The sequence below is a fragment of the uncultured Luteimonas sp. genome, assembly GCF_947492465.1.
Lineage (GTDB): Bacteria > Pseudomonadota > Gammaproteobacteria > Xanthomonadales > Xanthomonadaceae > Luteimonas.
On record NZ_CANLNF010000001.1, the window covers coordinates 1,083,563 to 1,110,346 of the forward strand.

Here is a 26,784-nt window from a genome sequence, read left to right on the forward strand (position 1 = left end):
ACCTTATCTCGCCCGCCGAGTGTAACAGATAAAGCCCGAGAATGAATGACACCCGGTTACCCCCCAGCGGCGGCGTCCGTACCGTCGCGATCGATGGCGAGCGCGCTGGCCAGCGGCTCGACAATTTCCTGCTGTCCCAGCTCAAGGGCGCGCCCAAGTCGCTGGTCTACAAGATCGTGCGCAGCGGCCAGGTCCGGGTGAACGGGGGCAGGGCCAAGCCCGAGACCCGGCTCGAGGCCGGCGACCAGGTGCGGATTCCGCCGGTGCGTCTCACCGAGCCGGGAGACAAGGGCGCGCCCGCGAAGGGGCTGCTCGAGGCGATGGCGGCCAGCATCGTGTTCGAGGACGGCCGCCTGCTGGCGATCAGCAAGCCCTCGGGCGTGGCCAGCCACGGCGGCAGCGGGATCGGCTTCGGCGTGATCGAGACCCTGCGGGCGCTGCGGCCGGGGCAGGAGCTGGAGTTGGTGCACCGGCTGGACCGCGACACCTCGGGACTGATGGTCATCGCCAAGAAGCGCTCGGCGCTGCGCGAGCTGCAGGCGCTGCTGCGCGAGGACCCGGCGCTCCAGGCCAAGGGCATCACCAAGCGCTACCTGGCGCTGCTGGCCGGCCGGATGCCCGACGGGGTGATGAGCGTCGACGCGCCGCTGCACGTAGGCCTGCGCCAGGGCGGCGAGCGCCACGTGCAGGTCAATCCCGCCGGCAAGGCCTCGCTCAGCCACTTCCGCGTGCTGGAGCGGCGCGGTGGGCACTCCTACTGCGAGGTGCGGATCGAAACCGGCCGGACCCACCAGATCCGCGTGCATGCCCAGCACATCGGCCATCCGGTCGCGGGCGACGACAAGTATGGCGACGCCGAGGTCAACCGACGCCTGCGCGAGCAGCTGGGGCTGCGTCGACTGTTCCTGCACGCCGCATCGCTGGAGTTCGCGCTCGAGGGCGGGCAGGCGCCGTACGTGCTCAATGCGCCGCTGGCGCCGGAGCTGGTCGAAGTGCTGGACCGGCTCGGCTGACCGGCACGGGCGGCCCGCGTCGCTGGGCGGGGAGGCCATCGCGGGCTGGCGCCGGACGACCACATGCCGACCACACGCGTCCCGGTGTAATGGCCGTCCCCAGCGAGCGGTCCCATGCCCGGTTCTTCCAAGACCCCATCGTCGCTATCGCATCCGGCCGTCCAGTGCGTCTGGACGATCGGGCACTCGACCCGGTCCTGGGAGGAATTTCTGGAGTTGCTGGCGACCCGGAAGATCGAGGCGATCGCCGATGTACGGCGGTTCCCGGGTTCGCGCCGCTATCCCTGGTTCGCCAGCGAGGCCATGGCCGAACAGCTGCCGGAGGCCGGCCTGGACTACCGCTGGCTGCCGCAGCTGGGCGGGCGGCGCAAGGCGCTCGCCGGTTCGGCCAACGGCGCCTGGCGCAATGCGGCCTTCCAGGGTTACGCCGACCATCTGGCCAGCGCCGAGTTCGCCGAAGGCCTGGCGTTGGCGCTGGAGCTGGCGGCGCGCAGGCGCACGGCGCTGATGTGCGCCGAGGCGGTCTGGTGGCGCTGCCATCGCCGCCTGATTTCCGACCTGCTGGTGCATCGCGGGATCGCGGTCGAGCACATCCTCGACGCCAGGCATGTCCAGCAGCACGAACTGAATCCATCGGCCGTGGCCAGCGGCGACCTGCTGGTGTATCCACCGGCGCAGGCGGGCCTGTTTCCTTAACTGCGGGCGGTCGGCCCACGCGTCGCGGCGCCGCTCAGCTGCCCTTCGCCGGATGCTTGCGCGGACGCACCGAGACGTGGACGTGGCCGGGGACGTGCCAGCGCCAGGGAAACTCCACCGCGCGGCTGATCCCGATGCGCGGACCGACGACGGGAACCTCCGGCGGCGGCATGCCATCGCTGACGATGGCGATCCCGCGGTCGCCGCTCACCAGGTCGGCGCCGTCCTGCTCGCGGGTGATGCCGAAGGCCTGCGACAGCTTGCCGGGGCCGCTGGCCAGGTCGCGGTCGCGCCGCGCGGCGGGACGCAGCCGGCGCATGAGCTCCGCCCCCTGCAGCGGTTCGGCCGCGCGCAGCAACACGCCCAGGCCTTCGCCGACCTCGCCGCAGACCGCGTTGCTGCCCCAGTGCATGCCGTAGGTGAAGTACACATACAGATGGCCCGGCTCGCCGAACATGGTGGCGTTGCGGGCGGTCATGCCGCGGAAAGAATGCGCGGCCGGGTCCTCGCTGCCGGCATAGGCCTCGACCTCGACGATGCGCGCGGCGCGGCCGTCGTCCCGCACCAGGATCTTGTTCAGCAGCTCCGGCGCCACCGTCGCCGGGTGGCGGCGATAGAAGTCGCGCGGAAGCGTGGTCCAGTGCGCGTGCAGGGGAAGACCCGTGTCCAGTTCCGGCTCCGTGCGGTGCGGCGGTCGCCCGCTTTGCGCGGCATGATGCCGCAGCCGACGCAAGCGCCTGTCAACGCCCGCGCGTGGACGGGCTGCCTGGCGCTGCGGTGCGTGGCACGGACCTGTGCTTGCAGCCGGCCGCTTGAATGCAGCATGTCGGTGGGGCGGATCGGCCAGCGTCGGCGGACCTGCGAGGCGATGACTCTCGGCGATGCGCGGGTCGGGCCGAAGCAGCCAGCGCACGTCCGCGGACAGCGGCCTGTGCCGCCACCGGGAGGGGGGCGAATGACGGCTTCGCATCAACCCCTTGCCTGCCGGGTATCGGGATCACTAGAATATGCGGCTCGGCTGTCGGGGTGTAGCTCAGTCTGGTAGAGCGCTACGTTCGGGACGTAGAGGTCGCAGGTTCGAATCCTGTCTCCCCGACCAATCGATTCAATCATTTGGGCCACCCGTACGGGTGGCCTTTCTGTTTCCGGGATTCTGTCATCGCATGGCGTGCCACCGTGCCTGGTCGCTGACGGTTTGGATCGCGCCGCGTCCATGCGGCGGTCGCCATACTGCGCATCGGGTCGATTGCGAGACGCGATGAACGCTTCCCTTGCCCCGCCGGTGCCCGGCGAACGCAAGCGCCGTGCGGACCGGCTGGATGCGCAGCTGGCGCCCGTGCGCGCCACGCATCGCAGGGCTTTGGCCTGCACCGTGCTCGGCGGCTGGCTGCTGCTGCCGCAGGCCTGGGCCATCGCGACGATTGCGCAGGCGGTGTTCGTCGACGGCATCGCGCCGGAGACGCTGGGCGTGCCGTTCCTGGTGCTGCTGCTGGCGATGCTGGCGCGCGCCGTGCTGGCCAGGATCGCGCAGGGCGCGGCGGCCACCGCGACCGAAGCGGTCAAGGACCGGCTGCGCGTGCAGCTGGCGCGCCACGCGCTCGCGCGCGGGCCGCTGTGGCTGCGCACCCGCCGCAAGGGCACGCTGGTGGAGCTGTCGATGGCGCAGGTCGACGCGCTCGACGGCTACTACGCCGGCTATCTGCCGGCGCGCGCGGAAGTGATGTGGGTGCCCGCGGCGCTGCTGATCGCGGTGTTCGCCGCCGACTGGGTGGCCGGCCTGCTGCTGCTGTTCACCGCGCCACTGGTGCCGCTGTTCCAGATGCTGGTCGGCTGGGGTGCGGAAGCGGCCGGACGAAGCCAGCTGCAGGCACTGGCACGGGCCGGGGCGCACTTCGGCGACCGCCTGCGTGGCCTGGACCTGGTGCGGGTGCATGGCCGCGGCGCGGAAGAACTGCAGGAGGCCACGGCAGCGGCCGACGAAGTCCGCGACCGCAGCATGCGGGTGCTGCGCATCGCTTTCCTGTCGTCGGCGGTGCTGGAGTTCTTCGCCTCGGTGAGCGTCGCGATCGTGGCGCTCTGGTTCGGCTTCCGCTACCTGGGGCTGCTGGGATTCGGCCCGGCGCTCCCGGCAGACCTGCTGTACACCGGCCTGTTCTGCCTGCTGCTGGCGCCGGAATACTTCGCACCCTTGCGACGACTGGCGGCGCACTACCACGACCGCGCGAACGCGCTGGCGGCGGCCGCGCTGGTGGAGGAGACGCTGGACGGGCTTCCCGACGCATCCTCGCCGCCCGTTGCCGCCGTCCGCAGCGCGCCGGTGGCGGACGGCGGGATCGTGGCGGCCGACCTGGCGCTGCGACATCGCGATGCCGACGCGCCGGTGCTGGCCGGCCTGTCCTTCGCGCTGGCGCGCGGCGAACGGCTGGCGCTGGTCGGGCCGAGTGGCGCAGGCAAGAGCAGCCTGCTCGAAGCGCTGGTGGGCTGGATACCGGCCGCCGAGGGCCGGCTGCAGCTGCCGGCAGGCGCGCGGATCGCGCTCGCCGGTCAGCGGCCGTGGATCTTCCGCGGCACGCTGGCGGACAACATCCGGCTCGGCGATCCCGATGCCGACGACGCGGCCGTGCAGGCCGCGGCCGAGGCTGCGCAGGTGGCGCAATTCGCCAGGCGCCTGCCGCAGGGGCTGGAGACGCAGGTGGGCGAACGCGGTGTCGGCCTGTCCGGCGGCGAAGCGCGCCGGGTGGCGCTGGCGCGGACCCTGCTGCGCCAGCCGGACGTGCTGCTGCTTGACGAGCCCACCGCCTTCCTCGATCCGGCTACCGAGGCGGCGCTGCTGGCCGCGCTTGAGGCATTCGCCCGGGGCCGGACGGTCGTGGTCGCGACGCACAGTCCCGCAGTCATGGCCTGGGCCGGCCGCGTGCTGCGATTGCCTAACGGCGACCTTCAAGCCTTTCCCGGCGGAGGACGTCCGTGAACCGCGCGCGCATGCGGCAGGTCCTGTCCCGGCACGGACTGGCGGGCCTGGCGACGGTGGCGCTGCTGCTGGCGACGCTGCTGGCCGGGATCGGCCTGCTGGGCCTGTCCGGCGGATTCCTGACCGGCGCGGCGCTGACCTTCGGCGTGGTCGCCGGCTTCAACCTGTTCCTGCCTTCGGCCGGCATCCGCGCGCTCACCCTGGCGAGGATCGCGTGCCGCTACGGCGAGAAGGTGGTTGGCCACGAGACGACGCTGCGCATCGCGCGCGACCTGCGGGTGTGGCTGTTCGAACGGATGCTGGCGCTGTCGCCAGGCCAGTTGTCGCAGTTGCGCACCGGCGACCTGCTCGCGCGCCTGCTGGGTGATATCGATGCGGTCGACGGCCTGCTGGTGCGGGCGATCGGGCCGCTGCTGGCGTTGGCGCTGGCCATCCTGGCGCTGGCCGGGTTCGCGCTCGCGCTCGATCCGCTGCTGGGTGCCTGGATCGCGCTGGCGGCGACGGCCAGCGCCGCGGCGGTCTGGTGGCGCGCGGCGCGCGGACAGCAGGAACAGGAGCATGCGCTGGCGCAGGAGCGCGCCGCGCTGCGCGCCAGCCTGCACGAGCTTTACGACGGCGCCGCCGACCTTGCCGCGATGGACGCCACCGCACGCTGGCTGGGCAAGCTTCCGGAGCAGGGCGCGCGGCTCGCGCAGCGCGAGCGCCGCCGGCGCCTGCGCCTGGCCGATGCCAGCGCGCTGCACGGCGTGACGACCGCGATCGCGTGGAGCGGACTGTTCTGGCTGGCCTGCACGGCGGTGATCGACGGCCGTCTTGCGCCGGCCCAGGCTGCCGGCCTGGCGTTCGCGGCGTTGGCGCTGTCCGAAGCGCTGCCCGGCATGGCCCTGGCCTGGCAGGCGCTGCAGGCCGCGCGCGCGTCGATGCAACGGATCGAATCGCTGGCCAGCCAGCCACCGGCCGTGGTCGATCCGCGCCGGCCGCGCGTGCTGCCGGCGCGCGGCGCGCTGGAGTTCGATGCAGTCGAGTTCGCGTGGCCGGGCGGTCGCCGCGTGCTCGATGGCGCGGCGCTGCGCCTGGCGCCGGGCGAGCGCATCGCGATCCGCGGCGACAGCGGCATCGGCAAGAGCAGCCTGGCCGCGCTGGCGCTGCGGCTGGCCGATCCGCTGGGCGGCGCGGTGCGCTGGGGCGGGGTCGACCTGCGCGAATCCGCGCAGGCCGACTGGCACGTGCACCTGGCCTGGCTGCCGCAGGAAGCGCCGGTATTCGCGGGCAGCCTGGCGCAGAACCTGCGCCTGGGATGCACCGATGCCGGCGACGCCGAGCTCTACCGGGCCCTGGCCGGCGTGCGACTGGAGCAGTGGGCACGGGCCGCGGGCGGGCTGGACGCCTGGATCGGCGAGGGCGGGGCCACGGTGTCGGCCGGACAGGCGCGCCGCATCGCGCTGGCGCGCGCGCTGCTGCGGCGGGCGCCGCTGCTGGTGCTCGACGAACCCACCGAGGGTCTCGACCAGGACACCGCCGAGGCGGTGATGCGGGCCTTGCCGGAGCTGTGCGCGGATCGCAGCGTGCTGCTGCTCAGCCACGCGCCGCTGCCACCGGGCGCGGTGCATCGCGAACTGCTGTTGTGCGACGCGCGGCTGCAGCCGCTGGCCTGACCCGCGCCGGGTCAGTGCAGGACGGTGGCCAGCTCCGCCAGCGCGGCGTGGTCGAGGATCTCGACGTGTTGCGGGTCGGGCAGGGCGATCACCCCCTGCTCGCGCAGGCGGGTGAAGCTGCGGCTGACGGTTTCCACGGTCAGGCCGAGGTGGTCGGCGATGTCGCCGCGGCCCATCGGCAGGGCCATGGTCGGTTCGTCGTCGCGGATTCCCATCTGCCTGCGCAGGCGCAGCAGGAAGCTGGCCAGTCGCTCCATCGGCGCCAGCCGCGCCAGCAGCAGCATCGAATCGTGGGCATCGTCGAGTTCGCGGCAGGCGCGTTCGAGCAGGGTGTGCTCGAAGGCCGGGAAGCGTCGGCGCAGGTCGCGCAGCACTTCCAGGTCGAAGACGCAGACGCGGCTGGGAATCACCGCCTCGATGCTGTGCCGGTGCACGGTCACGTCGGACAGTCCGATGAACGATCCGGGCATGGCGAAGCCGACTACCTGGCGACGCGCGTCCGGCAGCGTGCGGACCAGGCGCAGCATGCCGCCGGTCACGCTGTAGACGTGGCGGCAGGGCTGGCCGCTGCGCGCCAGCTCGGCATTGGCCTGCAGCGTCAGCGAAGCGGCGTACCGCTCCAGCGAATCGACCTCGGGGCGCGGCAGCGAGGCGCAGACGGCGAGATCGCGCACGGTGCAACGGGCACAGTCGAGCGGGAGGACGGTGCGTGTCTGGTGCGGGCGGCAGCGGGCGGCGGCGGAGTTGGGCATGCGGGATCGGCTCGCGGTTCGCGTCATGATACCGGTGTAAACGGCCGCAGCCGTGGAAACTTTGTCCTGGCGTGCCGGGCGGGGCGAAGGCACGGTCTCCGGCGCCACGGCCGGTGGACAGCGCGGCAAGGCCGGGGCGCGCAGGTAGAATGGGCGTCTTTCTCCGGCCCATTCGACAGGCATGATCAAGCCCAGAACCCCGCCCGGCGTCATGGAACTGCTGCCGCGCGACCAGATCGCGTTCCAGCGCATGCTCGACACGATCCGGCGCATCTTCGAGGGCTTCGGCTTCCTGCCGATCGAAACCCCGGTGTTCGAGCTGTCGGACGTGCTGCTGACCAAGTCCGGCGGCGAAACCGAGCGCCAGGTCTATTTCGCCCAGTCCACCGGCGCGCTGGAGAAGGCGTCCGAGGGCCTGCCGGAGCTGGCCCTGCGCTTCGACCTGACCGTGCCGCTGGCGCGCTATGTCGCCGAGCACGAGCACGAGCTGGCGTTCCCGTTCCGCCGCTACCAGATGCAGCGCGTGTACCGCGGCGAGCGCGCCCAGCGCGGCCGCTTCCGCGAGTTCTACCAGTGCGACATCGACGTGATCGGCAAGGATGCGCTGTCCACGCGCCACGACGCCGAGATCCCGGCGGTGATCAGCGCGGTGTTCGAAGCGCTGGACATCGGCGATTTCACCATCCAGTTCAACCACCGCAAGCTGCTGCGCGGCTATTTCGAAGGGCAGGGCATCGCCGACGACGCGCAGGTGCCGGTGCTGCGCGAGATCGACAAGCTCGACAAGCGCGGCGAGGACGCGGTGCGGGCCACGCTGGCCGGCGAAGGCTTCGGCCTGGCCACGGACGTGATCGACCGGCTGATGGCGTTCTCGCGCGTGCGTTCGACCGGTCACGACGATGCGCTGGCGAAGCTCGACGCGCTGGGCAACGGCACGCCGCTGTTCGAGGAAGGCCGCGACGAGCTGCGCGAGGTGCTGCACCGGCTCAAGGCGCTGGGCGTGGCCGAGTCGCGCTACGCGATCAACCTGTCGATCGCGCGCGGCCTGGATTACTACACCGGCATCGTCTACGAGACCACGCTCGATGCGAACCCGGGCATCGGTTCGATCTGCTCGGGTGGCCGCTACGACAACCTGGCCAGCCACTACACGAAGTCGAAGCTGCCCGGCGTGGGCATCTCGATCGGCCTGACGCGGCTGTTCTGGCAGCTGCGCGAGGCCGGCCTGGTGCAGACCGCTGACAGTTCTGTCGACGTGCTGGTCACGCTGTTCGACGACGCCGGACTCGACCACGCGCTCGGCCTGTCGCAGCAGCTGCGCGCGGCCGGGCTCAACGTCGAGACCCAGCTCGAGCCGCGCAAGCTCGGCAAGCAGATGCAGTACGCCGACCGCGCCGGGATCCGCTTCGTGGTGATCCGCGGCGAGGACGAGGCGGCCAAGGGCGTGGTGTCGGTGAAGGATCTGCGCCGCGGTGAACAGTTCGAGGTGGCCGACGGCGACCTGGCGCGCACCCTGCTGGTGGAGCGCGAGCAGTGGCGGGCGCTGGGCAGGGGCGCGGGCTGATCCCACGCCGGTGGCGGCCTCCTCCGGCGCGCCGTCGCCCGGACCGGCAGGCGGCCGTCCCGGATCCTGCGCGCGGCCGCGTGTCATCCGGGAAATGGGGGCGAGCCAGGCGTGCGTGCGCGCAGTCGGCCACACCCTCCCGGCCCGGGGCGGGACGGCAGCCGGAATGGCGCCGCACGCGGGCGAACCGAAAACGCATGGCGCCGGCACGCAGGTGCGGCGGCGGCCAGCAGCAACCGCGCCCGGATCCGCACGGCGGCCGGCGCCAATGACAAGGGTGGAACCACGATGAAACCAGTCCTCCTCGACGGCAGCTCGCTCACCCGCGACCAGCTGGTGATGGTCGCCAACGGCGCCCAGGTCGCGCTCGACCCCGGCGCCTTGCGCCACGTGGCGCGCGCGGCCGATTTCCTGGCCGAACAGGTGCGGCGGCAGGAACCGATCTACGGCGTCTCCACCGGTTTCGGCAGCAACGCCGACAAGCTGCTGGGCGCCCATCCGCTGCGCGACGAACTGCCCGGCGCCAGGAAGTCCGGGCGCTCGCTGCACGAGGAACTGCAGCACAACCTGATCGTCACCCACGCCGTCTGCGTCGGCGAGCCGCTGGCCGCCGACGTGGTGCGGGCGATGTTGTGCATCCGCATCAACACCCTGCTCAAGGGCCATTCGGGCATCCGCGTGCGCACCCTGGAGGCGCTGGCGGCGCTGCTCAATGCCGGCATCGTGCCGGTGGTGCCGGCGCTGGGATCGGTCGGCGCCTCGGGCGACCTGGCGCCGCTGTCGCACCTGGCGATCGTGCTGCTCGGCGGTGGCGAGGCCTGGTTCGACGGCCGGCGCATGCCTGGCGCGCAGGCGCTGGAAGCGGCGGGCCTGGCGCCGGTCTCGCTGTCGTACAAGGAAGGCCTGGCGCTCAACAACGGCACCGCGCAGATGCTCGCCACCGGCGCGCTGGCGCTGCACCGGCTCGAGCGCCTGCTCGACACCGCCGACCTGGCCGCGGCGATGACCATCGACGCCTTCGCCGGACGCCTGGGCGCCTTCGCCGAAGAGGTGCACGCGCTGCGCCCGCATCCCGGACAGGTGCACAGCGCCTCACGGCTGCGCGAACTGCTGGACGGTTCGACCCTGGCCGACATTCCCTACCACCTGGTGCCCAGGTTCCACACCTGGCTGCCCTCGAGCTGGGAGACGGGCGAGGCGCGCGCGCTCGGCTTCGACATCGGCTGGGACTGGGTGCCCAGCGACCAGCGCCACGGCCGCGAGAAGTTCTATGCCCGCTTCAAGCCGTTCCGCGGCGGCAAGAAGCACCAGCCGCAGGACAGCTACTCGCTGCGCTGCGTTCCGCAGGTGCATGGCGCGGTGCGCGACGCGGTGGCGCACGCCCGGCGCGTGTTCGACATCGAACTCAACGCGGTCACCGACAACCCGCTGGTGTTCCCCGATCGCGACGCCGAGCACGTCGAGCAGCAGGTGATCTCCGCCGGCCACTTCCACGGCATGCCGCTGGCGCTGGCGATGGCCGCGGTCAAGGCCGCGATCCCGGTGCTGGCCTCGATCAGCGAGCGCCGCCTCAACAAGCTCGTCGATCCCGCCACCAGCGACGGCCTGCCGGCCTTCCTGATCGGCAACGAGGACGGCACCGAATCGGGCTACATGATCGTGCAGTACACCGCCGCGGCGATCGTCAACGACCTGGCCACGCGCGCGCATCCGGCCAGCGTGTACTCGGTGCCGACCAGCGCTAACGCTGAGGACCACGTGTCGATGGGCACCAACGAGGCGCGCCACGTGCTGTCGATGGTCGACGACCTGGGCAAGGTACTGGGACTGGAGCTGTACACCGCGGCGCAGGCGCTGGACCTGCGCCTGGACATGATCAACGCCGCGCGCGACCTGGCCCGGCGCAGCGACGCGGCCGGCTTCGCCCGCAAGATCCGCGGCGTGGACGAGGACTCGCCGCTGCACGCGACCTTCCTGGCCGAGGTCGAGGCCCTGCGCGGCGAGCTGGCGGCGGCTGAGCCGTTCCACCCGGGCAGGGCGGTGGGCCTGGCCCACGCGGAAATTCGCAGGCGCATCGCCTTCCTCGACCGCGACCGCGCCCTCGACGGGGAAGTCGCGGCGGCGGTGCAGCTGGTGGCCGACGGCAGCCTGCTCGCGGCACTGAACGCATGAACCTGCCGCTGCCCGCCGGCTGGACCGGCGTGCTGCTCGCCGCTCTGATCGCGTTCGCGATCGGCGTCGCCAGCCTGCTGTTCTGGCGCTGGCTGGCGCGCCGGTCCGGCTGGACCGAGGCCCACGCGATCGGCTGGGCCTGCGTTACGTCGGTGGCGATCGCCGCCGGCATCGATACCTGGCACCTGTTCTACCTCGGCGTGGTCACCCTCGAATCGCCGCTGTACGCACGCATCGCGCTGGCGAAGATCCACGACGCGGACTACGTGGGCACCCGCGCCTTCCTCGAATGGGTAGGGGCGCTGGCCGGCGTGGTCATGGCCTGGGTCGTGTTCGCGCGACCGGAGCCGCGCGCGGATTGATCCGGTCAGGGCGATGCGGCATCCAGCAGTCCCGCGCGCCGCAGCATCGCCACCAGCGCCCCACGCTGGGAGGCAGCGCCACCGGGCCAGCCGGTCACGGTCTCCAGGATGCGCCCATCGCGCAGCAGGTGGAACTGTGGCATCGGCCAATCCCCGGGCATCGGCCATGCGTCGCGATCGGCGACCATCAGCGCCGGTGCCCGCGGGAACCGGCGGTTCCATTGGCGGACCGCATCGATATCTTCTTCGCCGGGCGGCAGCATCAGCCAGGCGGCATGTTCGGCGAACGCCGGTCCAAGCAGTGGATCGTCGGCGATGTCTGCCGCGGCATCGACGGAAAAATGACAGCCGGCTGTCACCAGGATCCGCGTCCCGGACAGATCGAGCGGTTCGGCGGTCAGGCGGCTGCCATCCGCCGACATGCGCCAGACGGCGTGCGCCGGCGCACTCCCCGCCGGCCGGGGCGCGATGAATTCCGGCAACGGCGAGAGCGCGGCCGGATGGCGATCGGTCAGGCGTCTGGCGTCGGCGAAACGCTGCGAAGCCAGCAGGACGTTGCGCAATGTGCGCAGATGACTGTCGGAGGGTGGGTCGGGCGACCGCTGCCGGCTCTCGGCAAAGACCGCTTCCAGGGCCTCGACGTGCCGTGATTGCAGCGTGAGCAGTGCGACCTGGTCGGCCGCATTCCAGAGCATCGCCAGGTGGCGATCGTCGATGTTCCGCAACGCCTGCGCGGCATAGGCGTCCGCCAGCAACGCATCGAAGCGTTCGCCCACGCGCGCGGCGAAGGCGGCGTGGGAGGCGTCGTGGCGTTCGTGCATGCTGCGGTAGAAGTCGTTGTAGCGGCGTTCGAGTGGAGAGATCCCGTCCGTCGCCGGCGGCATGCCCGCCGATCGCGCCTGTGGCGCACGGCTGCGCGGTGCATGCCGGGCGACGGCGTCCCCGAACAGCCGGAGGATGGCGTCGATCTGTGGCTGCGGCAGTTCGTCGGCGAGGATGTCCGGATCGAAGCTGCCCAAACCACGGCTTCCCCAGTGCAGGCTCAGCAGGAAGCGCTCGCGGGCGCCTGCCGGCAACGCGTCGAACGGGGTCGGGCGTCCGGCTTGGTCGCGGAGCCAGGCATCGAGTTCCGGCCCGGAGTCGAGCGGCAGGCGCCAATCCGCCGGTGCTTCGGCATCCGCCCGCGGCGAAGCGGCCGACGGCACGGCGCAGGGCGCGCACAGCAGGGCGGCGCAGAGCAGCAGCAAGCGCGGAGGCGGGGTTCGGTCCATGTCCCTGGCCTTGGCGGATCGACGATCGCGTCGTCGGGCCGCTCATCTTAAGGCTGCGTGGGCGGTACTGCCCCCCGGCACGCGTGCCTTGACTAATGTAATAACGTGCTATTACATTAGCCGGCATGAAGCAGCGCCTCGAACCCCTGCCGGACTCCGATGCCGACGCCTCCTTCCGGGCGCTGGCCAAGGCGCTGGCGGGCCTGGAGCGGGTCGACGAAGTGGCGGCGTTCCTGCGCGACCTGTGCACGCCGGCCGAGATCGAGGCCATGGCCGACCGCTGGCGCGTGGTGCCGCTGCTGCTGCAGGGCCTGCCGTATCGCGAGATCCACGAACGCACCCTGGTCAGCGTGACCACGATCGGACGGGTCGCGCGCACGCTCGAACACGGCGCTGGCGGCTATGCGGCCGCGGTGAAGCGCCAGTACCCCCGGCTCGCGCCGGGCCACTGAGGAATCCAAGATGAGCCCCACGGCCGTCCCCGCGGCGCGCGATCGCCTGCGCATCGCCATCCAGAAATCCGGACGCCTGAGCGATCCGGCACGGGCGCTGCTCGCCTCCTGCGGCCTGTCCTGGCGCGAGAGCCGCGACAAGCTGTTCTGCTACGGCGAGACCGCACCGGTCGACCTGCTGCTGGTCCGCGACGACGACATTCCCGGCCTGCTGGCCGATGGCGTCTGCGACTACGGCATCGTCGGCCGCAACGTGCTGGAGGAGCAGGGCGCCGAGCGCGCCGCGGCCGGCAAGCCGCAGGTGTCGAAGGAGATCCTGCCGCTGGGTTTCGGCGGCTGCCGGCTGGACATCGCGGTGCCCGACGCCTGGGACTGGCAGGGTGCGCAGCAGCTGCAGGGCAGGCGCATCGCCACCAGCTATCCGGGCCTGCTGGGCAAGTGGCTGGCGGAGCAGGGGGTCGAGGCCGGCATCGTGATGCTGTCGGGTTCGGTCGAGATCGCGCCGCGGCTGGGGCAGGCGGACGTGATCTGCGACCTGGTGTCCAGCGGCGCCACGCTGGCGGCCAACCAGCTCAAGCCGGTGCAGACGATCATGCGCAGCGAGGCGGTGCTGGCCGGACCGGTGCAGCCGTTCTCCGACATCCGCGGCGAGCTGGCGCAAATGCTGCTGCGCCGGCTCGATGGCGTGCTGCGGCTCAAGGACAGTCGCCTGCTGATGTTCCAGGCGCAGCGCGAGGAGGTGCCGGCGCTGCTGGAACTGCTGCCCGATGCCGAACAGCCCACGCTGCTGCAGGTCGACGGCGCCGACACGCTCGCGCTGCAGGCGCTGTGCCACGGCGCGATGACCTGGCAGCGGATGGAGGACCTGAAGCGCGCCGGCGCACGCGGACTGATGGTGCTGCCGGTCGAGAGGATGCTGGCATGAACGCCACGCTGGCCCAGCGGCTGGACTGGACCGCGCTGGATGACGCGGCGCGCGCCCGGGCGCTGCAGCGCCCGGTACAGGCGGTCGCGGCGCAGACGCGGGCCTCGGTCGGCGCCCTGATCGAGGACGTGCGCGGGCGCGGCGATGCGGCGCTGCGCGAGATCAGCCTGCGGTTCGACGGCGTCGCGCCCGCATCGTTCGAGGTGGGTGCGGAAGAGTTCGCCGCGGCCGAGGCCGCGGTGTCGCCGCAGCTGAAGGCGGCGATGCAGGAGGCGGCCGCACGGATCGAACGTTTCCATCGCGCCGGCATGGTCCAGGCCTATGCGGTGGAGACCGCGCCGGGCGTGATCTGCGAACGCATGGTGCGCGCGATCGCGCGGGTCGGGCTTTACGTGCCGGCCGGCAGCGCGCCGCTGCCGTCCACCGCGCTGATGCTGGGCGTGCCGGCGCAGCTGGCCGGGTGCCGCGAGGTGGTGCTGTGCACGCCGCCACGCCGGGACGGCAGCGCCGATCCGGCCGTGCTCGTCGCCGCGCGCATGACCGGCGTGCACCGGGTGTTCAAGCTCGGTGGTGCGCAGGCGATCGCCGCCATGGCCCTGGGGACGCAAAGCGTGCCCCGCTGCGCCAAGCTGTTCGGCCCGGGCAACAGCTTCGTCACCGAGGCCAAGCAGCAGGTCGCGCAGGCGGGCGCCGCCGCGATCGACATGCCCGCCGGTCCGTCCGAAGTGCTGGTGATCGCCGACGAAGGCGCGGATGCGGCTTTCGTCGCCGCGGACCTGCTGTCGCAGGCCGAACACGGCCCGGATTCGCAGGTGCTGCTGATCAGCGACAGCGCTGCGCTGCTCGGTCGCGTCGAGCGCGAACTGGAGACCCAGCTCGCGCGACTGCCGCGCGCGGACATCGCGCGCCAGGCGCTGGCGCAGTCGCGGCTGGTCCGCGTCGACGCGCTGGAGCAGGCCTTCGAGATCAGCAACGCCTACGCGCCAGAGCACCTGATCCTCGCGCTGCGCGAGCCGCGCGCGTGGCTGGACCGGGTGCAGGCAGCCGGCTCGGTGTTCCTCGGCGACCACACGCCCGAGGCGCTGGGCGACTACTGCAGCGGCACCAACCACGTGCTGCCGACCAATGGTGCGGCGCATGCCAGCAGCGGCGTGTCGGTGGCCAGCTTCCAGAATTTCGTCAGCGTGCAGGCCGCCACCGCGGCAGGGATCGCCGCCATCGGCCCCTGCGCCGTCACCCTGGCCGAGGCCGAAGGGCTGGAAGCGCACGCCAATGCGGTGCGACTGCGCCTGGCCGCAGGGTCGGCCCCGGAGGCGGCATGAACGCGACGGCGCCAGGCATCCTGTCGCTGGTGCGCGAGGACCTGCGCGACTTCGCCGGTTACAGCTCGGCCCGGTCCGCCCGTCTCGATGGCGAGATCTGGCTCAACGCCAACGAGTCGGCCTGGGCCAACATCGCCGACCCGGACGCGGCCTGCCGTCGCTATCCCGATCCGCAACCGGCGGCGCTATGCGAGGCGCTGGCCGGGCTGTATGGCGTGCAGCCGGCGCAGCTGGTGGTCGGACGCGGCAGCGACGAGGCCATCGACCTGCTGGTGCGCGCCACCTGTCATCCCGGCCGCGACGCCGTGCTCGTCACGCCACCCGTCTTTGGCATGTACGCGGTCAGCGCCCGGCTGCAGGGCGCGCCGCTGGTCGAGGTCTCGCTGCGCGACGATGCGCGCGCCGGGCTGGTGCCGGATTTCGCCGCGATCGAACGCGAAGCCCCGGCGCGCGCCGCGAAACTGGTGTTCCTGTGCTCGCCCTCCAACCCCGGCGGCGCCGCGATCGCGCTGGACGACATCGCCAGGCTCGCGCGGCGGCTTGCGGGACGTGCGCTGGTGGTCGTCGACGAGGCCTACGGCGAGTTCTCCGATCTCGCCTCGGCCACGACCCTGCTCAACGCGCTGCCCAACCTGGTGGTGCTGCGCACGCTGTCGAAGGCGCATGCGCTAGCGGCCGCGCGCATTGGCGTGGCCATCGCCGCGCCGGAGCTGATCGCGGTGCTGCGCCGCTGCCAGGCGCCGTATCCGGTGCCCGGACCGGTCGCCCGCATCGGCATCCAGGCGCTGTCGCCAGCGGCGCGCGAGGCGACCGCCGCGCGCATCGCACAGGTCCGCAGCGAGCGCGAACGCCTGCGTGGCGCGCTGACCGGCCTGGCCGGCGTGCGCCGCGTCTATCCATCGCAGGCCAACTTCCTGCTGGTGCGCTTCGACGACGCCGGCGCCGCGTTCGACGCGCTGCTGGAGGCCGGCATCGTGGTGCGCGACCAGCGCGGCGCCGCCGCGCTCCACGATGCCTTGCGCATCACCATCGGGACCCCCGAGCAGAACGACCGCGTGATCGAGGTCCTGTCGGGCCTCGGTTCGCACGCCGGCCGTGGCGCGACAGCCCCGGCCGGCACAATGGAAGGAACCGGCTGATGGCCACCAGAATCCTGTTCGTCGATCGCGACGGCACCCTGATCGAGGAGCCGGCGGACTTCCAGATCGACGCCTATTCCAAGTTGCGCTTCGTCCGCGACGTGATCCCGGCGATGCTCCGGCTGCGCGATGCCGGCTTCGAGTTCGTGATCGTCAGCAACCAGGACGGCCTGGGCAGCGAAGGCTATCCGCGCGAGAACTTCGACGGCCCCAACGACCTGATGCTGCAGGTGTTCGAAAGCCAGGGCATCGTATTCCGCGAGGTGCTGGTCGACAGCAGCTGGCCAGCCGACAACGCGCCCACGCGCAAGCCGGGCCTGGGCCTGGTGCAGCACTACCTGCGCGACCGCGGCATCGACCTGGATCGTTCGGCAATGGTGGGCGACCGCGAGACCGACCTGCAGTTCGCCCGCAACCTCGGCATCCGCGGCTTCCAGCTGCGCACCGCGCAGTTCGGCGGCGACTGGGACTGGCCAGCGATCGCGCATGAACTGGCCGACGCGCCGCGCCGCGCGCGCGTGCAGCGCGACACGAAGGAAACCCGGATCAGCGTCGAGCTCGACCTCGACCGCAGCGCCGATGCCGACGTCGCTACCGGGCTGCCGTTCTTCGACCACATGCTCGACCAGATCGGCAAGCACGGCGGCATCGCGCTCAAGGTGCGTGCCGAAGGCGACCTGCACATCGACGAGCACCACACCGTCGAGGACACCGGCATCGCCCTGGGCCAGGCGCTGCGCGAGGCGCTCGGCGACAAGCGCGGGATCGCGCGCTACGGCTTCACCCTGCCGATGGACGAGACCCTGGCCAGCGCCGCGCTCGATTTCGGCGGCCGGCCCTACCTGGTGTTCGAGGGCACGTTCAGGCGCGAGCGTGTGGGCGACCTGCCGACCGAACTGGTGCAGCACTTCTTCCGTTCGGTCTGCGACGCGGCCGCGCTCAACCTCAACCTGAAGGTCGAAGGCGAGAACGACCACCACAAGGTCGAAGCGCTGTTCAAGGCCTTCGCGCGCGCCCTGCGCATGGCGGTACGGCGCGAGGGCGCCGACCTCCCGAGTACCAAGGGCGTGCTGTGATGCGCGGCGTGCGGTCATGAAGGTCGTCCTGGTCGATGCCGGCGGCGCCAACCTGGGGTCGGTGCGCTGCGCGCTGCAGCGCCTCGGCGTGGAGCCCGAACTGAGCGCGGATGCCGCGACGATCCGCGACGCCGACCGCGTCGTCCTGCCGGGCGTCTCGACCGCCGCGACCGTCATGGGGCGCCTGCGCGAGCTCGGCCTGGTCGAGACCCTGCGCGGGTTGCGGCAACCGCTGCTGGGCGTCTGCGTCGGCATGCAACTGCTGTTCGACCATTCCGAGGAGGACGACACGCCCTGTCTCGGCCTGTTGGCCGGGCAGGTGCGCCGAATTCCGGGAAGCCCGGGGATCCGCGTGCCGCACATGGGCTGGAACCGCCTGCAGCTGCACCGCGCCGATCCGCTGCTGGACGGCTTCGCCGAGGGCGAGTACGCCTATTTCGTGCACAGCTTCGCGGCCGACCAGGGCGCCGACTGCATCGCCAGCACCCACCACGGGCAGCCGTTCGCCGCGATCGTGCGTCGCGGCAACATCATGGGCGCCCAGTTCCATCCCGAACGTTCGGCCGTCGCCGGGGCGCGGCTGCTGCACAACTTCCTGAGCCTGGAGCCGGCATGAGCAGCTTCACCCTGTATCCCGCGATCGACGTGCGCCACGGCCGGATCGTGCGCCTCGCCCAGGGCGACTACGCGCAGGAAACCCGCTATGGCGACGACCCGCTCGCGCTGGCGCAGGCCTATGCGGAGCAGGGGGCGCGCTGGCTGCACCTGGTCGACCTGGACGCCGCGCGGGCCGGAGGCTACACCCTGCTCGAACTGGTGCGCGGGATCGTCGACAGCACCGGCCTGCAGGTGCAGACCGGGGGCGGCGTGCGTTCGCGCGAGGACGTGCAGCGCATCCTCGACGCCGGCGCCGCGCGCGTGGTGATCGGCTCGCTGGCGGTGCGCGAAGCCGATGCGGTCTGCGACTGGATCGCCGAGTTCGGCAGCGACCGCATCACGGTGGCCCTGGACACGCGGCAGGATCGCGAAGGCACCTGGCGCCTGCCGGTGCACGGCTGGACCGAAACTGCGGCAGGCACCCTGCAGGAGATGGCCCGGCGCTACGCCGAGCGCGGGCTGGCGCACCTGCTGTGCACCGACATCACCCGCGACGGCATGATGACCGGCCCTAATCTTTCGCTGTACCAGCTGCTGGCCGCGGAGGTCCCGGCGCTGTCGCTGCAGGCGTCCGGCGGCGTGCGCGACCTGGCGGACGTGGTCGCGGCCAGGGCGCGCGGCTGTGCCGGCATCGTGCTGGGCAGGTCGCTGCTCGAAGGCCGGCTGCAGCTTCCGCAGGCGCTGGCGCAGGCCGAAGCGGCGATGGAGCCGGGCTGATGCTGGCACGACGCCTGATCCCCTGCCTGGACGTGCGCGACGGACGCGTGGTCAAGGGCGTGCGCTTCCGCGACCACGTCGACATGGGCGACATCGTCGAACTGGCGCTGCGCTATCGCGACGAAGGCGCCGACGAACTGGTGTTCTACGACATCAGCGCCACGCCGCAGGGGCGCTCGGTGGATCGCGGCTGGGTCGAGCGCGTGTCCTCGCACATCGACATCCCGTTCTGCGTCGCCGGCGGCATCCGCGACGTGGACACCGCGCGCGCGGTGCTGCACGCCGGTGCCGACAAGATCTCGATCAATTCGCCGGCGCTGGAGCGGCCGGCGCTGATCTCCGAACTGGCCGCCGCCTTCGGCGTGCAGTGCGTGGTGGTGGGCATCGACTCGATCCGCGAGGCGGACGGCGAGTGGCGGGTGCGCACGCACACGGGCGATCCCGACCGGATGCGCGCGCCTTCGGTGCGCACGCTCGACTGGCTGGTGGAGGCGCAGCGGCTGGGTGCCGGCGAGATCGTGCTCAACTGCATGGACAGCGACGGCGTGCGCAGCGGCTACGACCTGGTCCAGCTGCGTGCCGCACGGGCGCTGTGCGGGGTGCCGCTGGTGGCTTCCGGTGGCGCCGGCGAACCGGCGCATTTCGAGGCCGCCTTCCGCGATGCCGACGTGGATGGCGCGCTGGCCGCCAGCGTGTTCCACAGCGGACAGGTCCGGATCCCGGCGCTGAAGTCGTTCCTGCGCGAACGTGGAGTGGAGGTGCGCAATGGTTGAACCCGATTCCGCCCGCACGGTGGGGGTCCCGGGGACCCTCGACTGGGACAAGGGCGACGGCCTGCTGCCGGCGATCGTGCAGGACGCGGCCACGCTACGGGTGCTGATGCTGGGCTACATGGACCGGGCCGCGCTGGAGGCCACCGTCGCCACGCGGCGGGTCACCTTCTTCAGCCGCAGCAAGGGCCGGCTCTGGACCAAGGGCGAATCGTCCGGCCACTGGCTCGACCTGGTCTCGCTGGACGTGGATTGCGACGGCGACACGCTGCTGCTGCTCGCCCACCCGCAGGGGCCGACCTGCCACCTGCAGCGCGAGAGCTGCTTTCCCGATGCGCCGGGCAGCCTGCTGGCCGAGCTGTCGGCGCTGGTCGAACGCCGGCGCGGGGAGATGCCCGAGGGCAGCTACACCACCCGGCTGTTCGAGGGCGGCACCCGCCGCATCGCGCAGAAGGTCGGCGAGGAAGGCGTGGAGACCGCGCTCGCCGCGGTGGCCGAGGACGACGACGCGCTGCTGGGCGAAGCGGCCGACCTGATCTTCCACCTGCTGGTCCTGCTGCGTGCGCGCGGACTCGGGCTGGCGGACGTGGAGGCGAAGCTGGCGACGCGGCGGCGCTGACGCGGCACGTGCGGGCGGCGTGATCCGCGGCGCTGCCCGGTCGCGCGACATTGGATCGCGCGACCTCCGGGAGGGCAGGCCGCCAGCGCATCGCGCCTGCACCGGCCACGGGTGATTGGCGGCCTACGCGGCGCTGATCGACGTCCTGACGCAGTCGCGGCCGTTGGCCTTGGCCGCGTACAGCGCCTTGTCGGCCGTCGCCAGCGCATCGTCGATGTCGTCCGCGGCATCGGGCGCGACCGTGTGCACGCCGATGCTCGCCGACATCCTGACGTGGACGCCATGCGCCTCGCAGCGCTCGTCGACCAGCGAGCGCCGCAGATCCTCGGCCACGGCGACCGCGCCGCGCAGGTCGTGGTTGGGCAGCACCACCACGAATTCCTCGCCGCCGAAGCGAGCCAGCAGCGCCTCGTGGGGACGCAGCGTGCGTCCGATGCAGCGCGCGGCCCAGCGCAGGCATTCGTCGCCGACCAGGTGGCCATGGCGGTCGTTGATCGACTTGAAGTGGTCGAGGTCGACCATCAGCAGCGACAGCGGCCGCCGCGATTCGCGGCACTGGGCCAGCATGCGGTCGAAGCCTTCGTGGAAGTAGCTGCGGTTGAACAGGCCGGTGAGGCCGTCGCGGCGGCTGGAGTCCTGCAGCTTCGTGTGCGCGTCCTTGAGCTGCACCAGCGCCTGCTGCAACTCCTGCGTGCGCCGCGCCACGTTGCGCTCCAGCTGGCGATTGGCCTCGTTGGTGATGCGCTGGTTCTCGTGGCGCAGCTGCGCGTAGCGGTAGCCCAGCGCGACCGACAGCAGCAGCATCTCCAGCGCCGAGCCGATCTGCACGCCGTACTCGGTGGCGAAGTTCTTGGGCAGCGCGCCGAACGCGAGCAGGGTGAAGATCGCCGTGCCCAGCAGGAACATCGACCAGGCCAGCAGCAGCAGCCGCGCCGGGGTGTAGCCGCGACGCAGCACGTGCAGCGTGGTGAGCACGATCCAGACCACGCCCACCAGCACCGCGCGCGAGGCGATCGGCGTCGAGATGCGGTACGGCAGCCACACCGAGGCCACGCCGAAGACCACGAAGAACCCGATCAGCCCGATCGTCACCACGTTCAGACGTGGCGAGCGTTGCGGCAGCTCCAGGAAGGTGCGCGCGAACTGCAGCATCGCGATCAGCGCCAGGCAGATCGAGATCGGCACCATGTGGTCGGACATCCACGGCGAGGCCGGCCACAGGTATTCGAAGCCCAGCCCATTGAGCGTGAACAGCACCAGGCCGAATGCGGTGATGTGGCACAGGTACCAGAAGTAGCTGCCGTCGCGCAGCGAGATCCACAGCACCAGGTTGTAGAAGAACAGCGCGAGCAGGATGCCGTAGTACAGGCCGATGGCCAGCTGGGCGTCGCGCGAGACTTCGGTGAACGCGGCGGGCGTATACAGCTGCAGCGGCACCTGCATCGAACTCTCGCTCTGCACGCGCAGCAGCAGTTCGACCGGCTGGCCGACGGGCAGTTCGACCAGCACGTTGGGGTGGCGGTAGCGGACGCTGCGCGCCGAGAACGGCACGTGGTCGCCGCCGACGTGGTGGATGGTGCGTCCGTCCGGATAGCGCAGGTGGATGTCCAGCCGGTCGCTGAGCGGATATTCCTGCACCAGCAGCCAGCGCTGCTCGTCAGGATTGCGGTTGACGATGGTGGCGTGGAACCAGAACGCGCCGCTCTGGAAACCGAATGCGTCCTTGCCGCCGGGCAACGGCGCGAATTCGCCGGCCGGCACGCGTCGCCATGCGTCCTCGGCACGGTCGGAACCGGTGGTGTCGTGGCGGTAGGCCAGCGAAGGCGAGAGCGCGGCGCGCTCGGTCGTGGGCGCCAGTTCCAGGATCGGCCCGGCGAAGGCCGACAGGCTCAGGCCCAGCGTCGCGAGGGCCAGCAGCCATGCCAGACCCATCCTCATCGCGCATCCGTCGTGGAATCCAAGGCGTTCCATCCGTCGTCCAGTTGGCACACAGGGCAAACGCTGACGAACGGCATAATGGGACAAATCCACCAGAGAAGGGAGGCCGCGTGGCCCATCGGCACCATGTCCGGACACTGCTGCTGCTCGCCGCGACCGCGCTTGCGCCCGCCTGGGCCTGCGATCGCGGCGTGGTGTTCGAGGACGTGGACGGCGATGGCAGTCGCGGCGCCGGCGAACCCGCGCTGCCAGGGGTGCGCGTGTCCGATGGCGCGGAAATCGTTTCCAGCGGCCGCGACGGGCGTTGGCAACTGGCTGGCCGCAAGGACGCCCCGGTGTTCGTCATCAAGCCCGCCGGATACGCGGTGGCCAATGGCGCCGACGGGCTGCCAAGGTTCTGGCGCGGTCCGGACGAGGCGGATTGCGACTTCGGCCTGCAGCGGCAGGCGGCGGCGGACGGGCTGAAGGTGATCGTCAGCAGCGATCCGCAGGCGGGCACGGCGCGCGAAACCGGCTACTACGCGCGGATCGCCGAGCGCGCCTTCGCGCCGCACCGTGACGCGGCCCTGGGCTTGACCCTCGGCGACGTGGCCAACGACGACCTGGCGCTGTATCCGGCGCTGGTCGCGGCCACCGTGGCCGCCGGCGTTCCCTGGCTGCACGCGGCCGGCAACCACGACCTGGATGCCGACGCGGTCGACGACGCCTCCTCGCTGGCGACCTTCCGCCGGGTCTTCGGGCCGGACAGCTTCGCCTGGGAGGAGCGCCAGGCCGCGTTCGTCGTGCTCGACAACGTGGTGGCGCAGCCCCGCCAGCGTCCCGCCTATGTCGGCGGCCTGCGCGCGGAGCAGTTCGCTTTCCTGGAGCATTACCTGGCAGCGCTGGACCACAGCCGCCTGCTGGTGGTGGCCGCGCACATCCCATGGTTCGACACCGCGGCGCCCGGCCAGAGTCCGACGTTGCGGATCGAGGACCGCGAGCGGCTGTTCGCGCTGCTGCGGCCGTTTCCGAACGTCCTGCTGCTCAGCGGCCACCGCCACGCGCAACGCCAGGTCTTCCACGACGCGCGCACGGGCTGGCACGGCCCGGCGCCGCTGCACGAGTACAACGTCGGCGCGATGAGCGGGTCGTACTGGTCGGGCGTGGCGGCAGCCGACGGCATGCCCGATGCGACCATGGCCGACGGCACGCCGCGCGGGTTCGCCACGCTGCAGGTCGACGCCGACGGCGACTATCGGCTTGCCTGGCATCCGACCTCGCTGTCGGGCGACGATCCGGCCCTCACCGATGCCATGGCGCTGCACGCACCGAAGCTGCTGCGTCGAGGCGCCTATCCGGCCTGGGGCGTGTACGCCAACGTATACCTCGGGCATGCGCGCACGCGGGTGGAGTACCGCGTGGACGGCGGCGAATGGCAGGCGATGCGGTACGCGCCCGGGCCGGATCCGCGCCTGCTGGTGGAGAACGTGCGCGACGACCTGGCCGACGGCCTGCGCGCGTTCGACCGTTCGCCCGAAGCCGAGCCGTCGCCCCACCTGTGGCGGGGCGCGCTGCCGACACGGCTGGCCGCGGGCGACCACGACGTCGAGGTGCGGTCCTTCGACGACCATGGCGGCGAGCATCGCGCCCGGATCAGCTACCGGTTGGTCGAGTTCGAATAGCGGCACGCCCGGGCCGATGCCGGGCGCGGCGCCGCCTACTGCGGATGCGGATAGGGCAGGGGCGGGCCGGGCACCAGGGTCGCTTCCCAGACCTGCAGGCGCGCGAGGATGTCCGCGCCGATCGAGATCTGCGGATGGGAGGGGTCGACGTCTTCCGTCTTTTCGCGCCGTTCGACCTGCCGCCTGGCGTACTCGAACGCGGCCACCAGGCCGCTGTCGCGGTTGAGGCCTTCGACGAGCAGCGCGTGGCCGAACCAGGTCGCGCTGCCGGTGTCGCCGCAGCCGAAGGACGGGCGGTCGAAGCGGGCGGCAGTGATCAGCAGGGTGTCGGGACCCGCCAGACCGGGAATGAAGCCGCCCGAATAGCAGGACGACACGATCAGCAGCCGGTGGCGGATGCCGGAGGCATCGAGCGCTTCACGCAGGGCGTCCGGCCGCAACACGGTGTCCACGTGTCCGTCCAGGTACACGGTCAGGGCGTGGCCCGGGCTGCCGTGGGAGGTAACGAACAACAGCAGCAGGTCTTCGTCCGGATCCATCAGCTTGCCGATGCCCGCCAGCGCATGCGCCAGGTTTTCCACCGTGGCCAGCGGCCGCGGGTCGGCGCCGAGGCTGCCGGGATGGTTCACCAGCGCGAGCGCCCGGCCACCGGCGCCGTAGCGGACCGTGGCCAGCTGTTCGAAGTAGAGCGCCTCGTTGCGGAACACGTGTTCGTCGCCGTCGCCGGCGAAGGCGAGGGCGTACAGGTCGGGTTGCCCGGCGACGGGCGGCGGCATCTGCCGCAGGCGCGATTCGATCAGGGCGCGGTCGCGCACCGCGACGGCGGATTCGGTGGCAGGCTTGGCGATGTCGGCGGCGGCCACCGGCGCCAGCAGGCCGGCGCAGGCGAGCAGGGCGGCGGCCATCGATACGCGGAACGCGCGGCGGCGGATCCGTCGCATCGCACTCACCCCGGCAGCTGGATGTCGTCGAAAGCGGCGACGCGGGCGTGGCCGCCGGCCGCCTCGCCGATACGCGGCTGCGGGTAGTCCTGCGGCCGGTCGACCAGGATGGTGCCGAGTCCGGCGTCGCGCGCGGCATCGAGTTCCGCGATCACGTCGGACAGGAACACGATTCCGCCGGGCGCCACGTCCAGCGCCTGCGCGATGTGCGCGTAGCTGGCCGCCTCGCGCTTGCCGCCGACCGCGGTGTCGAACCAGCCCGAGAACAGGCCGGTGAGGTCGCCGGCATCGGTATGCGCGAACAGCAGCTTCTGCGCGGGCACCGAGCCGGAGGAATACACGGCCAGACGATGGCCGGCGGCGTGCCACCGGCGCAGCGCCCGCGCCGCATCCGGATACACCGGCGCGGTGAAGTCGGCGCTGGCGTAGCCGGCCTCCCAGACCATGCCCTGCAGCGCCTTGAGCGCGGTGTGCTTGCGGTCCTCGTCGATCCAGCCCTGCAGGGTTTCGACGATCATCGCGTCCTGGCACATGCCGCCGTTCTCCAGCGCCACCTGGTCGAGCCAGCGGCGCACCTCCGGCTCCTGGCCATGCTCGCGAACGAAGCGCGGCAGCTCGCGCCGGGCATAGGGGAACAGCACGTCCTTGACGAAGGAGATGCTGCTGGTGGTGCCTTCGATGTCGGTGAGGATGGTGGTCATGCTGTCTGCCATGGATCGGGCGGAGCCACGGGATCGGACGCTCGGGCGGATGCGGCGTGCGCTCCAGCCGGGAACGCGTCGCCCGGCCCGGGAGCGCGTGGGCTCAGCCGGCGTCCTTCCCGTAACGCGGGAACTTCCGCGCGATGTCGGTGCCGGTGAAGTGGCCGATCCAGCCGTCGGGCTGCTGGAAGAAGCGGATCGCGACGAAGCGCGGCTCGGGTCCCATGTCGAACCAGTGGGTGGTGCCGTCGGGCACCGCGATCAGGTCGTCCTTGACGCACTCGATCTCGTACACCCTGTCCTCGACGTGCAGGGTGAACAGGCCCGAGCCGTCGACGAAGAAGCGCACCTCGTCTTCCTTGTGGTAGTGCTCGTCGAGGAACTTGCCGCGCAGTTCGTCCTTGTTCGGATTGTCGGGGGCGATGCTGATCACGTCGACCGTGGTAAAGCCGCGCTCGGCCGAGATGCGGTCGATGTCGGCCCGGTAGGCGGCCAGCACCTGTTCTGGCGAGGCGCCCGCCGAGACCGGCTGGCTGGCCTGCCAGCGCTCGAAGTGCACGCCGATCCTGGCCAGTTCGCGCGCGATCTCGTCGCCGTCGTGGCTGGTGAATTCAGGCGTGCCGGGGTTGCTGTCGGAGAAGATGCGCAGTCGGCTCATGGCGGCGGCTCGCGGGTCGGGAGGGGGAAGGCTAGCAGGGACGCGGCAGGCACAGGGTCACGGCCGCGCAACGCAGGCGTCGCGCGCCTGCAACGCCGGCGCGATCAGTGCCGCGCGCCGAGCCGGCGCAGGTCCAGCTCGCAACCGAACAGGAACTCGAACGCTTCCAGGTGGCGGCGCGCCTCGGCCATGTCGCGGCCCCAGGCGTAGAGGCCATGGCCATCGATCAGGTAACCCCACATCGGGCCGCGGTCGAGCAGGGCATCGACCTGGGCGGCCAGGGTGGGCATGTGCTGGCTGTTGGGCAGTACCGGCACATCGATCGCGGTTTCGTGGGTCTCGTTGCCGTGGAAGGCCTTGAGCAGCTCGTAGCCTTCCAGGCGCACGTGCCCGGCGCCGGCGAACAGGCGCGAGGCCACGGTCTGGTTGCGCGAATGCGTGTGCAGGATGCAGCCGACCTCGCCGAAGCGACGGTACAGCTGCGTGTGCAGCAGGGTCTCGGCCGAGGGACGATGCCCGCTGCCGACGGCTGCGCCGTCGAAGTCCACCACCATGATGTCGTCGGGGGTCAGGCGCCCCTTGTCGCGACCGGACACGGTGATCGCCGCGTGGCGGTCGTCCAGCCGCGAGGAGAAGTTGCTGCTGGTGGCCGGGGTCCAGCCCAGCTGCGACAGCTCGCGCACGTTGTCGATGATCTCGCCGGCCAGGATGCGCAGGCGCTGGCTGTCGTAGGGGGCATGGCTCATGGGCCG

Annotated in this window: 25 protein-coding genes and 1 tRNA gene; 18 read left to right on the forward strand and 8 right to left on the reverse strand. The window is 71.7% G+C overall.

Annotated features, from left to right (window positions below; genetic code table 11):
• The first annotated feature begins 41 nt into the window (after positions 1-41).
• Together Q0863_RS04805 and Q0863_RS04810 are read left to right on the forward strand one after the other, a co-directional pair.
• Complete coding sequence (locus Q0863_RS04805; protein WP_298575636.1) at positions 42-1,013, forward strand: RluA family pseudouridine synthase; 972 nt, start codon at positions 42-44, stop codon at positions 1,011-1,013.
• 114 nt (positions 1,014-1,127) lie between these two features.
• Positions 1,128-1,709, forward strand: a complete 582-nt coding sequence (locus Q0863_RS04810; protein WP_345780504.1) for a DUF488 domain-containing protein — start codon at positions 1,128-1,130, stop codon at positions 1,707-1,709.
• Between the two features lie 34 nt (positions 1,710-1,743).
• Here the strand turns inward: Q0863_RS04810 and Q0863_RS04815 are convergent, their stop codons facing one another.
• Positions 1,744-2,379, reverse strand: coding sequence for a DNA-3-methyladenine glycosylase (locus Q0863_RS04815; RefSeq protein WP_298575928.1), 636 nt, complete (start codon positions 2,377-2,379; stop codon positions 1,744-1,746).
• A 352-nt stretch (positions 2,380-2,731) separates the two neighbouring features.
• On the opposite strand from Q0863_RS04815, the gene Q0863_RS04820 reads away from it, so the two are divergent.
• The 3 genes from Q0863_RS04820 (at position 2,732) to cydC (ending at position 6,335) form a co-directional block, all read left to right on the forward strand.
• Positions 2,732-2,808, forward strand: a tRNA-Pro gene (locus tag Q0863_RS04820).
• 159 nt (positions 2,809-2,967) lie between these two features.
• The gene (cydD, locus tag Q0863_RS04825; protein ID WP_298575638.1) at positions 2,968-4,680 is read left to right on the forward strand and encodes a thiol reductant ABC exporter subunit CydD; all 1,713 of its coding nucleotides are present in this window, start codon (positions 2,968-2,970) and stop codon (positions 4,678-4,680) included.
• Positions 4,677-6,335 carry a thiol reductant ABC exporter subunit CydC gene (gene cydC, locus Q0863_RS04830; RefSeq protein ID WP_345780505.1) on the forward strand — a complete coding sequence of 553 codons (1,659 nt, stop codon included), beginning with the start codon at positions 4,677-4,679 and terminating at the stop codon, positions 6,333-6,335. The genes cydD and cydC overlap by 4 nt, the downstream gene beginning before the upstream one ends.
• Positions 6,336-6,346: 11 nt before the next feature.
• Here the strand turns inward: cydC and Q0863_RS04835 are convergent, their stop codons facing one another.
• Positions 6,347-7,009, reverse strand: a complete 663-nt coding sequence (locus tag Q0863_RS04835; RefSeq protein WP_298575641.1) for a helix-turn-helix domain-containing protein — start codon at positions 7,007-7,009, stop codon at positions 6,347-6,349.
• 259 nt (positions 7,010-7,268) lie between these two features.
• Here Q0863_RS04835 and hisS point away from each other — a divergent pair, with 259 nt between their 5' ends.
• The 3 genes from hisS (at position 7,269) to Q0863_RS04850 (ending at position 11,185) form a co-directional block, all read left to right on the forward strand.
• Positions 7,269-8,651 carry a histidine--tRNA ligase gene (gene hisS, locus Q0863_RS04840; RefSeq protein WP_298575644.1) on the forward strand — a complete coding sequence of 461 codons (1,383 nt, stop codon included), beginning with the start codon at positions 7,269-7,271 and terminating at the stop codon, positions 8,649-8,651.
• A 288-nt stretch (positions 8,652-8,939) separates the two neighbouring features.
• Positions 8,940-10,823 carry an aromatic amino acid lyase gene (locus Q0863_RS04845; protein ID WP_298575647.1) on the forward strand — a complete coding sequence of 628 codons (1,884 nt, stop codon included), beginning with the start codon at positions 8,940-8,942 and terminating at the stop codon, positions 10,821-10,823.
• Positions 10,820-11,185, forward strand: coding sequence for a hypothetical protein (locus Q0863_RS04850; protein ID WP_298575650.1), 366 nt, complete (start codon positions 10,820-10,822; stop codon positions 11,183-11,185). The genes Q0863_RS04845 and Q0863_RS04850 overlap by 4 nt, the downstream gene beginning before the upstream one ends.
• Before the next feature lie 5 nt (positions 11,186-11,190).
• Here Q0863_RS04850 and Q0863_RS04855 read toward each other — a convergent pair whose 3' ends face one another.
• The gene (locus Q0863_RS04855; protein ID WP_298575652.1) at positions 11,191-12,456 is read right to left on the reverse strand and encodes a hypothetical protein; all 1,266 of its coding nucleotides are present in this window, start codon (positions 12,454-12,456) and stop codon (positions 11,191-11,193) included.
• Positions 12,457-12,581: 125 nt separating this feature from the next.
• Between Q0863_RS04855 and Q0863_RS04860 the strand changes: the two genes are divergently transcribed.
• The 9 genes from Q0863_RS04860 to hisIE are packed head-to-tail and all read left to right on the forward strand — an operon-like array spanning position 12,582 to position 20,133.
• Positions 12,582-12,908 carry a YerC/YecD family TrpR-related protein gene (locus Q0863_RS04860; protein WP_298575654.1) on the forward strand — a complete coding sequence of 109 codons (327 nt, stop codon included), beginning with the start codon at positions 12,582-12,584 and terminating at the stop codon, positions 12,906-12,908.
• Positions 12,909-12,918: 10 nt separating this feature from the next.
• A complete protein-coding gene (hisG, locus tag Q0863_RS04865; protein WP_298575657.1) occupies positions 12,919-13,833 on the forward strand; it encodes an ATP phosphoribosyltransferase in 915 nt (304 codons plus the stop codon).
• Entirely contained in the window at positions 13,830-15,155 is a 1,326-nt protein-coding gene (gene hisD / locus Q0863_RS04870; RefSeq protein ID WP_298575659.1) for a histidinol dehydrogenase, read from the forward strand. The genes hisG and hisD overlap by 4 nt, the downstream gene beginning before the upstream one ends.
• Positions 15,152-16,294, forward strand: coding sequence for a histidinol-phosphate transaminase (hisC, locus tag Q0863_RS04875; protein ID WP_298575662.1), 1,143 nt, complete (start codon positions 15,152-15,154; stop codon positions 16,292-16,294). The genes hisD and hisC overlap by 4 nt, the downstream gene beginning before the upstream one ends.
• Complete coding sequence (hisB, locus tag Q0863_RS04880) at positions 16,294-17,370, forward strand: bifunctional histidinol-phosphatase/imidazoleglycerol-phosphate dehydratase HisB (RefSeq protein ID WP_298575665.1); 1,077 nt, start codon at positions 16,294-16,296, stop codon at positions 17,368-17,370. Before hisC ends, hisB begins: the two co-directional genes overlap by 1 nt.
• Before the next feature lie 16 nt (positions 17,371-17,386).
• Positions 17,387-17,986: an imidazole glycerol phosphate synthase subunit HisH gene (gene hisH, locus Q0863_RS04885; protein WP_298575668.1), complete on the forward strand. Its 600-nt coding sequence runs from the start codon at positions 17,387-17,389 to the stop codon at positions 17,984-17,986.
• On the forward strand, positions 17,983-18,744 hold the full coding sequence (gene hisA, locus Q0863_RS04890; protein ID WP_298575671.1) for a 1-(5-phosphoribosyl)-5-[(5-phosphoribosylamino)methylideneamino]imidazole-4-carboxamide isomerase: 762 nt from the start codon (positions 17,983-17,985) through the stop codon (positions 18,742-18,744). The genes hisH and hisA overlap by 4 nt, the downstream gene beginning before the upstream one ends.
• Positions 18,744-19,517 carry an imidazole glycerol phosphate synthase subunit HisF gene (hisF, locus tag Q0863_RS04895; protein ID WP_298575674.1) on the forward strand — a complete coding sequence of 258 codons (774 nt, stop codon included), beginning with the start codon at positions 18,744-18,746 and terminating at the stop codon, positions 19,515-19,517. Before hisA ends, hisF begins: the two co-directional genes overlap by 1 nt.
• Positions 19,510-20,133: a bifunctional phosphoribosyl-AMP cyclohydrolase/phosphoribosyl-ATP diphosphatase HisIE gene (gene hisIE / locus Q0863_RS04900; RefSeq protein ID WP_298575677.1), complete on the forward strand. Its 624-nt coding sequence runs from the start codon at positions 19,510-19,512 to the stop codon at positions 20,131-20,133. The genes hisF and hisIE overlap by 8 nt, the downstream gene beginning before the upstream one ends.
• 123 nt (positions 20,134-20,256) lie before the next feature.
• On the opposite strand, the gene Q0863_RS04905 is transcribed toward hisIE, so the two are convergent.
• A complete protein-coding gene (locus Q0863_RS04905; RefSeq protein WP_298575680.1) occupies positions 20,257-22,071 on the reverse strand; it encodes a diguanylate cyclase in 1,815 nt (604 codons plus the stop codon).
• A 110-nt stretch (positions 22,072-22,181) separates the two neighbouring features.
• On the opposite strand from Q0863_RS04905, the gene Q0863_RS04910 reads away from it, so the two are divergent.
• On the forward strand, positions 22,182-23,732 hold the full coding sequence (locus Q0863_RS04910; protein ID WP_298575683.1) for a calcineurin-like phosphoesterase family protein: 1,551 nt from the start codon (positions 22,182-22,184) through the stop codon (positions 23,730-23,732).
• A gap of 35 nt (positions 23,733-23,767) precedes the next feature.
• Here Q0863_RS04910 and Q0863_RS04915 read toward each other — a convergent pair whose 3' ends face one another.
• The 4 genes from Q0863_RS04915 to Q0863_RS04930 form a co-directional block, all read right to left on the reverse strand.
• Positions 23,768-24,673: a C13 family peptidase gene (locus Q0863_RS04915; RefSeq protein ID WP_298575686.1), complete on the reverse strand. Its 906-nt coding sequence runs from the start codon at positions 24,671-24,673 to the stop codon at positions 23,768-23,770.
• Between the two features lie 5 nt (positions 24,674-24,678).
• The gene (gene mtnC / locus Q0863_RS04920) at positions 24,679-25,374 is read right to left on the reverse strand and encodes an acireductone synthase (protein ID WP_298575689.1); all 696 of its coding nucleotides are present in this window, start codon (positions 25,372-25,374) and stop codon (positions 24,679-24,681) included.
• Positions 25,375-25,477: 103 nt separating this feature from the next.
• Positions 25,478-26,032 carry an acireductone dioxygenase gene (locus Q0863_RS04925; RefSeq protein ID WP_298575693.1) on the reverse strand — a complete coding sequence of 185 codons (555 nt, stop codon included), beginning with the start codon at positions 26,030-26,032 and terminating at the stop codon, positions 25,478-25,480.
• A gap of 104 nt (positions 26,033-26,136) precedes the next feature.
• Positions 26,137-26,778 carry a methylthioribulose 1-phosphate dehydratase gene (locus Q0863_RS04930; protein ID WP_298575696.1) on the reverse strand — a complete coding sequence of 214 codons (642 nt, stop codon included), beginning with the start codon at positions 26,776-26,778 and terminating at the stop codon, positions 26,137-26,139.
• Between the last annotated feature and the right edge of the window lie 6 nt (positions 26,779-26,784).

Excerpts from the sequence above, each read along its gene's own strand:
- hisH (WP_298575668.1), top strand. The coding sequence starts at position 17,387 with ATGAAGGTCGTCCTGGTCGATGCCGGCGGCGCCAACCTGGGGTCGGTG.
- hisC (WP_298575662.1), top strand. The coding sequence starts at position 15,152 with ATGAACGCGACGGCGCCAGGCATCCTGTCGCTGGTGCGCGAGGACCTG.
- cydD (WP_298575638.1), top strand. The coding sequence starts at position 2,968 with ATGAACGCTTCCCTTGCCCCGCCGGTGCCCGGCGAACGCAAGCGCCGT.
- Q0863_RS04850 (WP_298575650.1), top strand. The coding sequence starts at position 10,820 with ATGAACCTGCCGCTGCCCGCCGGCTGGACCGGCGTGCTGCTCGCCGCT.
- Q0863_RS04930 (WP_298575696.1), bottom strand. The coding sequence starts at position 26,778 with ATGAGCCATGCCCCCTACGACAGCCAGCGCCTGCGCATCCTGGCCGGC.
- mtnC (WP_298575689.1), bottom strand. The coding sequence starts at position 25,374 with ATGACCACCATCCTCACCGACATCGAAGGCACCACCAGCAGCATCTCC.
- Q0863_RS04845 (WP_298575647.1), top strand. The coding sequence starts at position 8,940 with ATGAAACCAGTCCTCCTCGACGGCAGCTCGCTCACCCGCGACCAGCTG.
- Q0863_RS04805 (WP_298575636.1), top strand. The coding sequence starts at position 42 with ATGAATGACACCCGGTTACCCCCCAGCGGCGGCGTCCGTACCGTCGCG.
- hisG (WP_298575657.1), top strand. The coding sequence starts at position 12,919 with ATGAGCCCCACGGCCGTCCCCGCGGCGCGCGATCGCCTGCGCATCGCC.
- hisB (WP_298575665.1), top strand. The coding sequence starts at position 16,294 with ATGGCCACCAGAATCCTGTTCGTCGATCGCGACGGCACCCTGATCGAG.
- hisF (WP_298575674.1), top strand. The coding sequence starts at position 18,744 with ATGCTGGCACGACGCCTGATCCCCTGCCTGGACGTGCGCGACGGACGC.
- hisA (WP_298575671.1), top strand. The coding sequence starts at position 17,983 with ATGAGCAGCTTCACCCTGTATCCCGCGATCGACGTGCGCCACGGCCGG.
- hisD (WP_298575659.1), top strand. The coding sequence starts at position 13,830 with ATGAACGCCACGCTGGCCCAGCGGCTGGACTGGACCGCGCTGGATGAC.
- Q0863_RS04860 (WP_298575654.1), top strand. The coding sequence starts at position 12,582 with ATGAAGCAGCGCCTCGAACCCCTGCCGGACTCCGATGCCGACGCCTCC.
- Q0863_RS04915 (WP_298575686.1), bottom strand. The coding sequence starts at position 24,673 with ATGCGACGGATCCGCCGCCGCGCGTTCCGCGTATCGATGGCCGCCGCC.
- Q0863_RS04855 (WP_298575652.1), bottom strand. The coding sequence starts at position 12,456 with ATGGACCGAACCCCGCCTCCGCGCTTGCTGCTGCTCTGCGCCGCCCTG.
- Q0863_RS04810 (WP_345780504.1), top strand. The coding sequence starts at position 1,128 with ATGCCCGGTTCTTCCAAGACCCCATCGTCGCTATCGCATCCGGCCGTC.
- Q0863_RS04905 (WP_298575680.1), bottom strand. The coding sequence starts at position 22,071 with ATGAGGATGGGTCTGGCATGGCTGCTGGCCCTCGCGACGCTGGGCCTG.
- hisS (WP_298575644.1), top strand. The coding sequence starts at position 7,269 with ATGATCAAGCCCAGAACCCCGCCCGGCGTCATGGAACTGCTGCCGCGC.
- Q0863_RS04925 (WP_298575693.1), bottom strand. The coding sequence starts at position 26,032 with ATGAGCCGACTGCGCATCTTCTCCGACAGCAACCCCGGCACGCCTGAA.
- hisIE (WP_298575677.1), top strand. The coding sequence starts at position 19,510 with ATGGTTGAACCCGATTCCGCCCGCACGGTGGGGGTCCCGGGGACCCTC.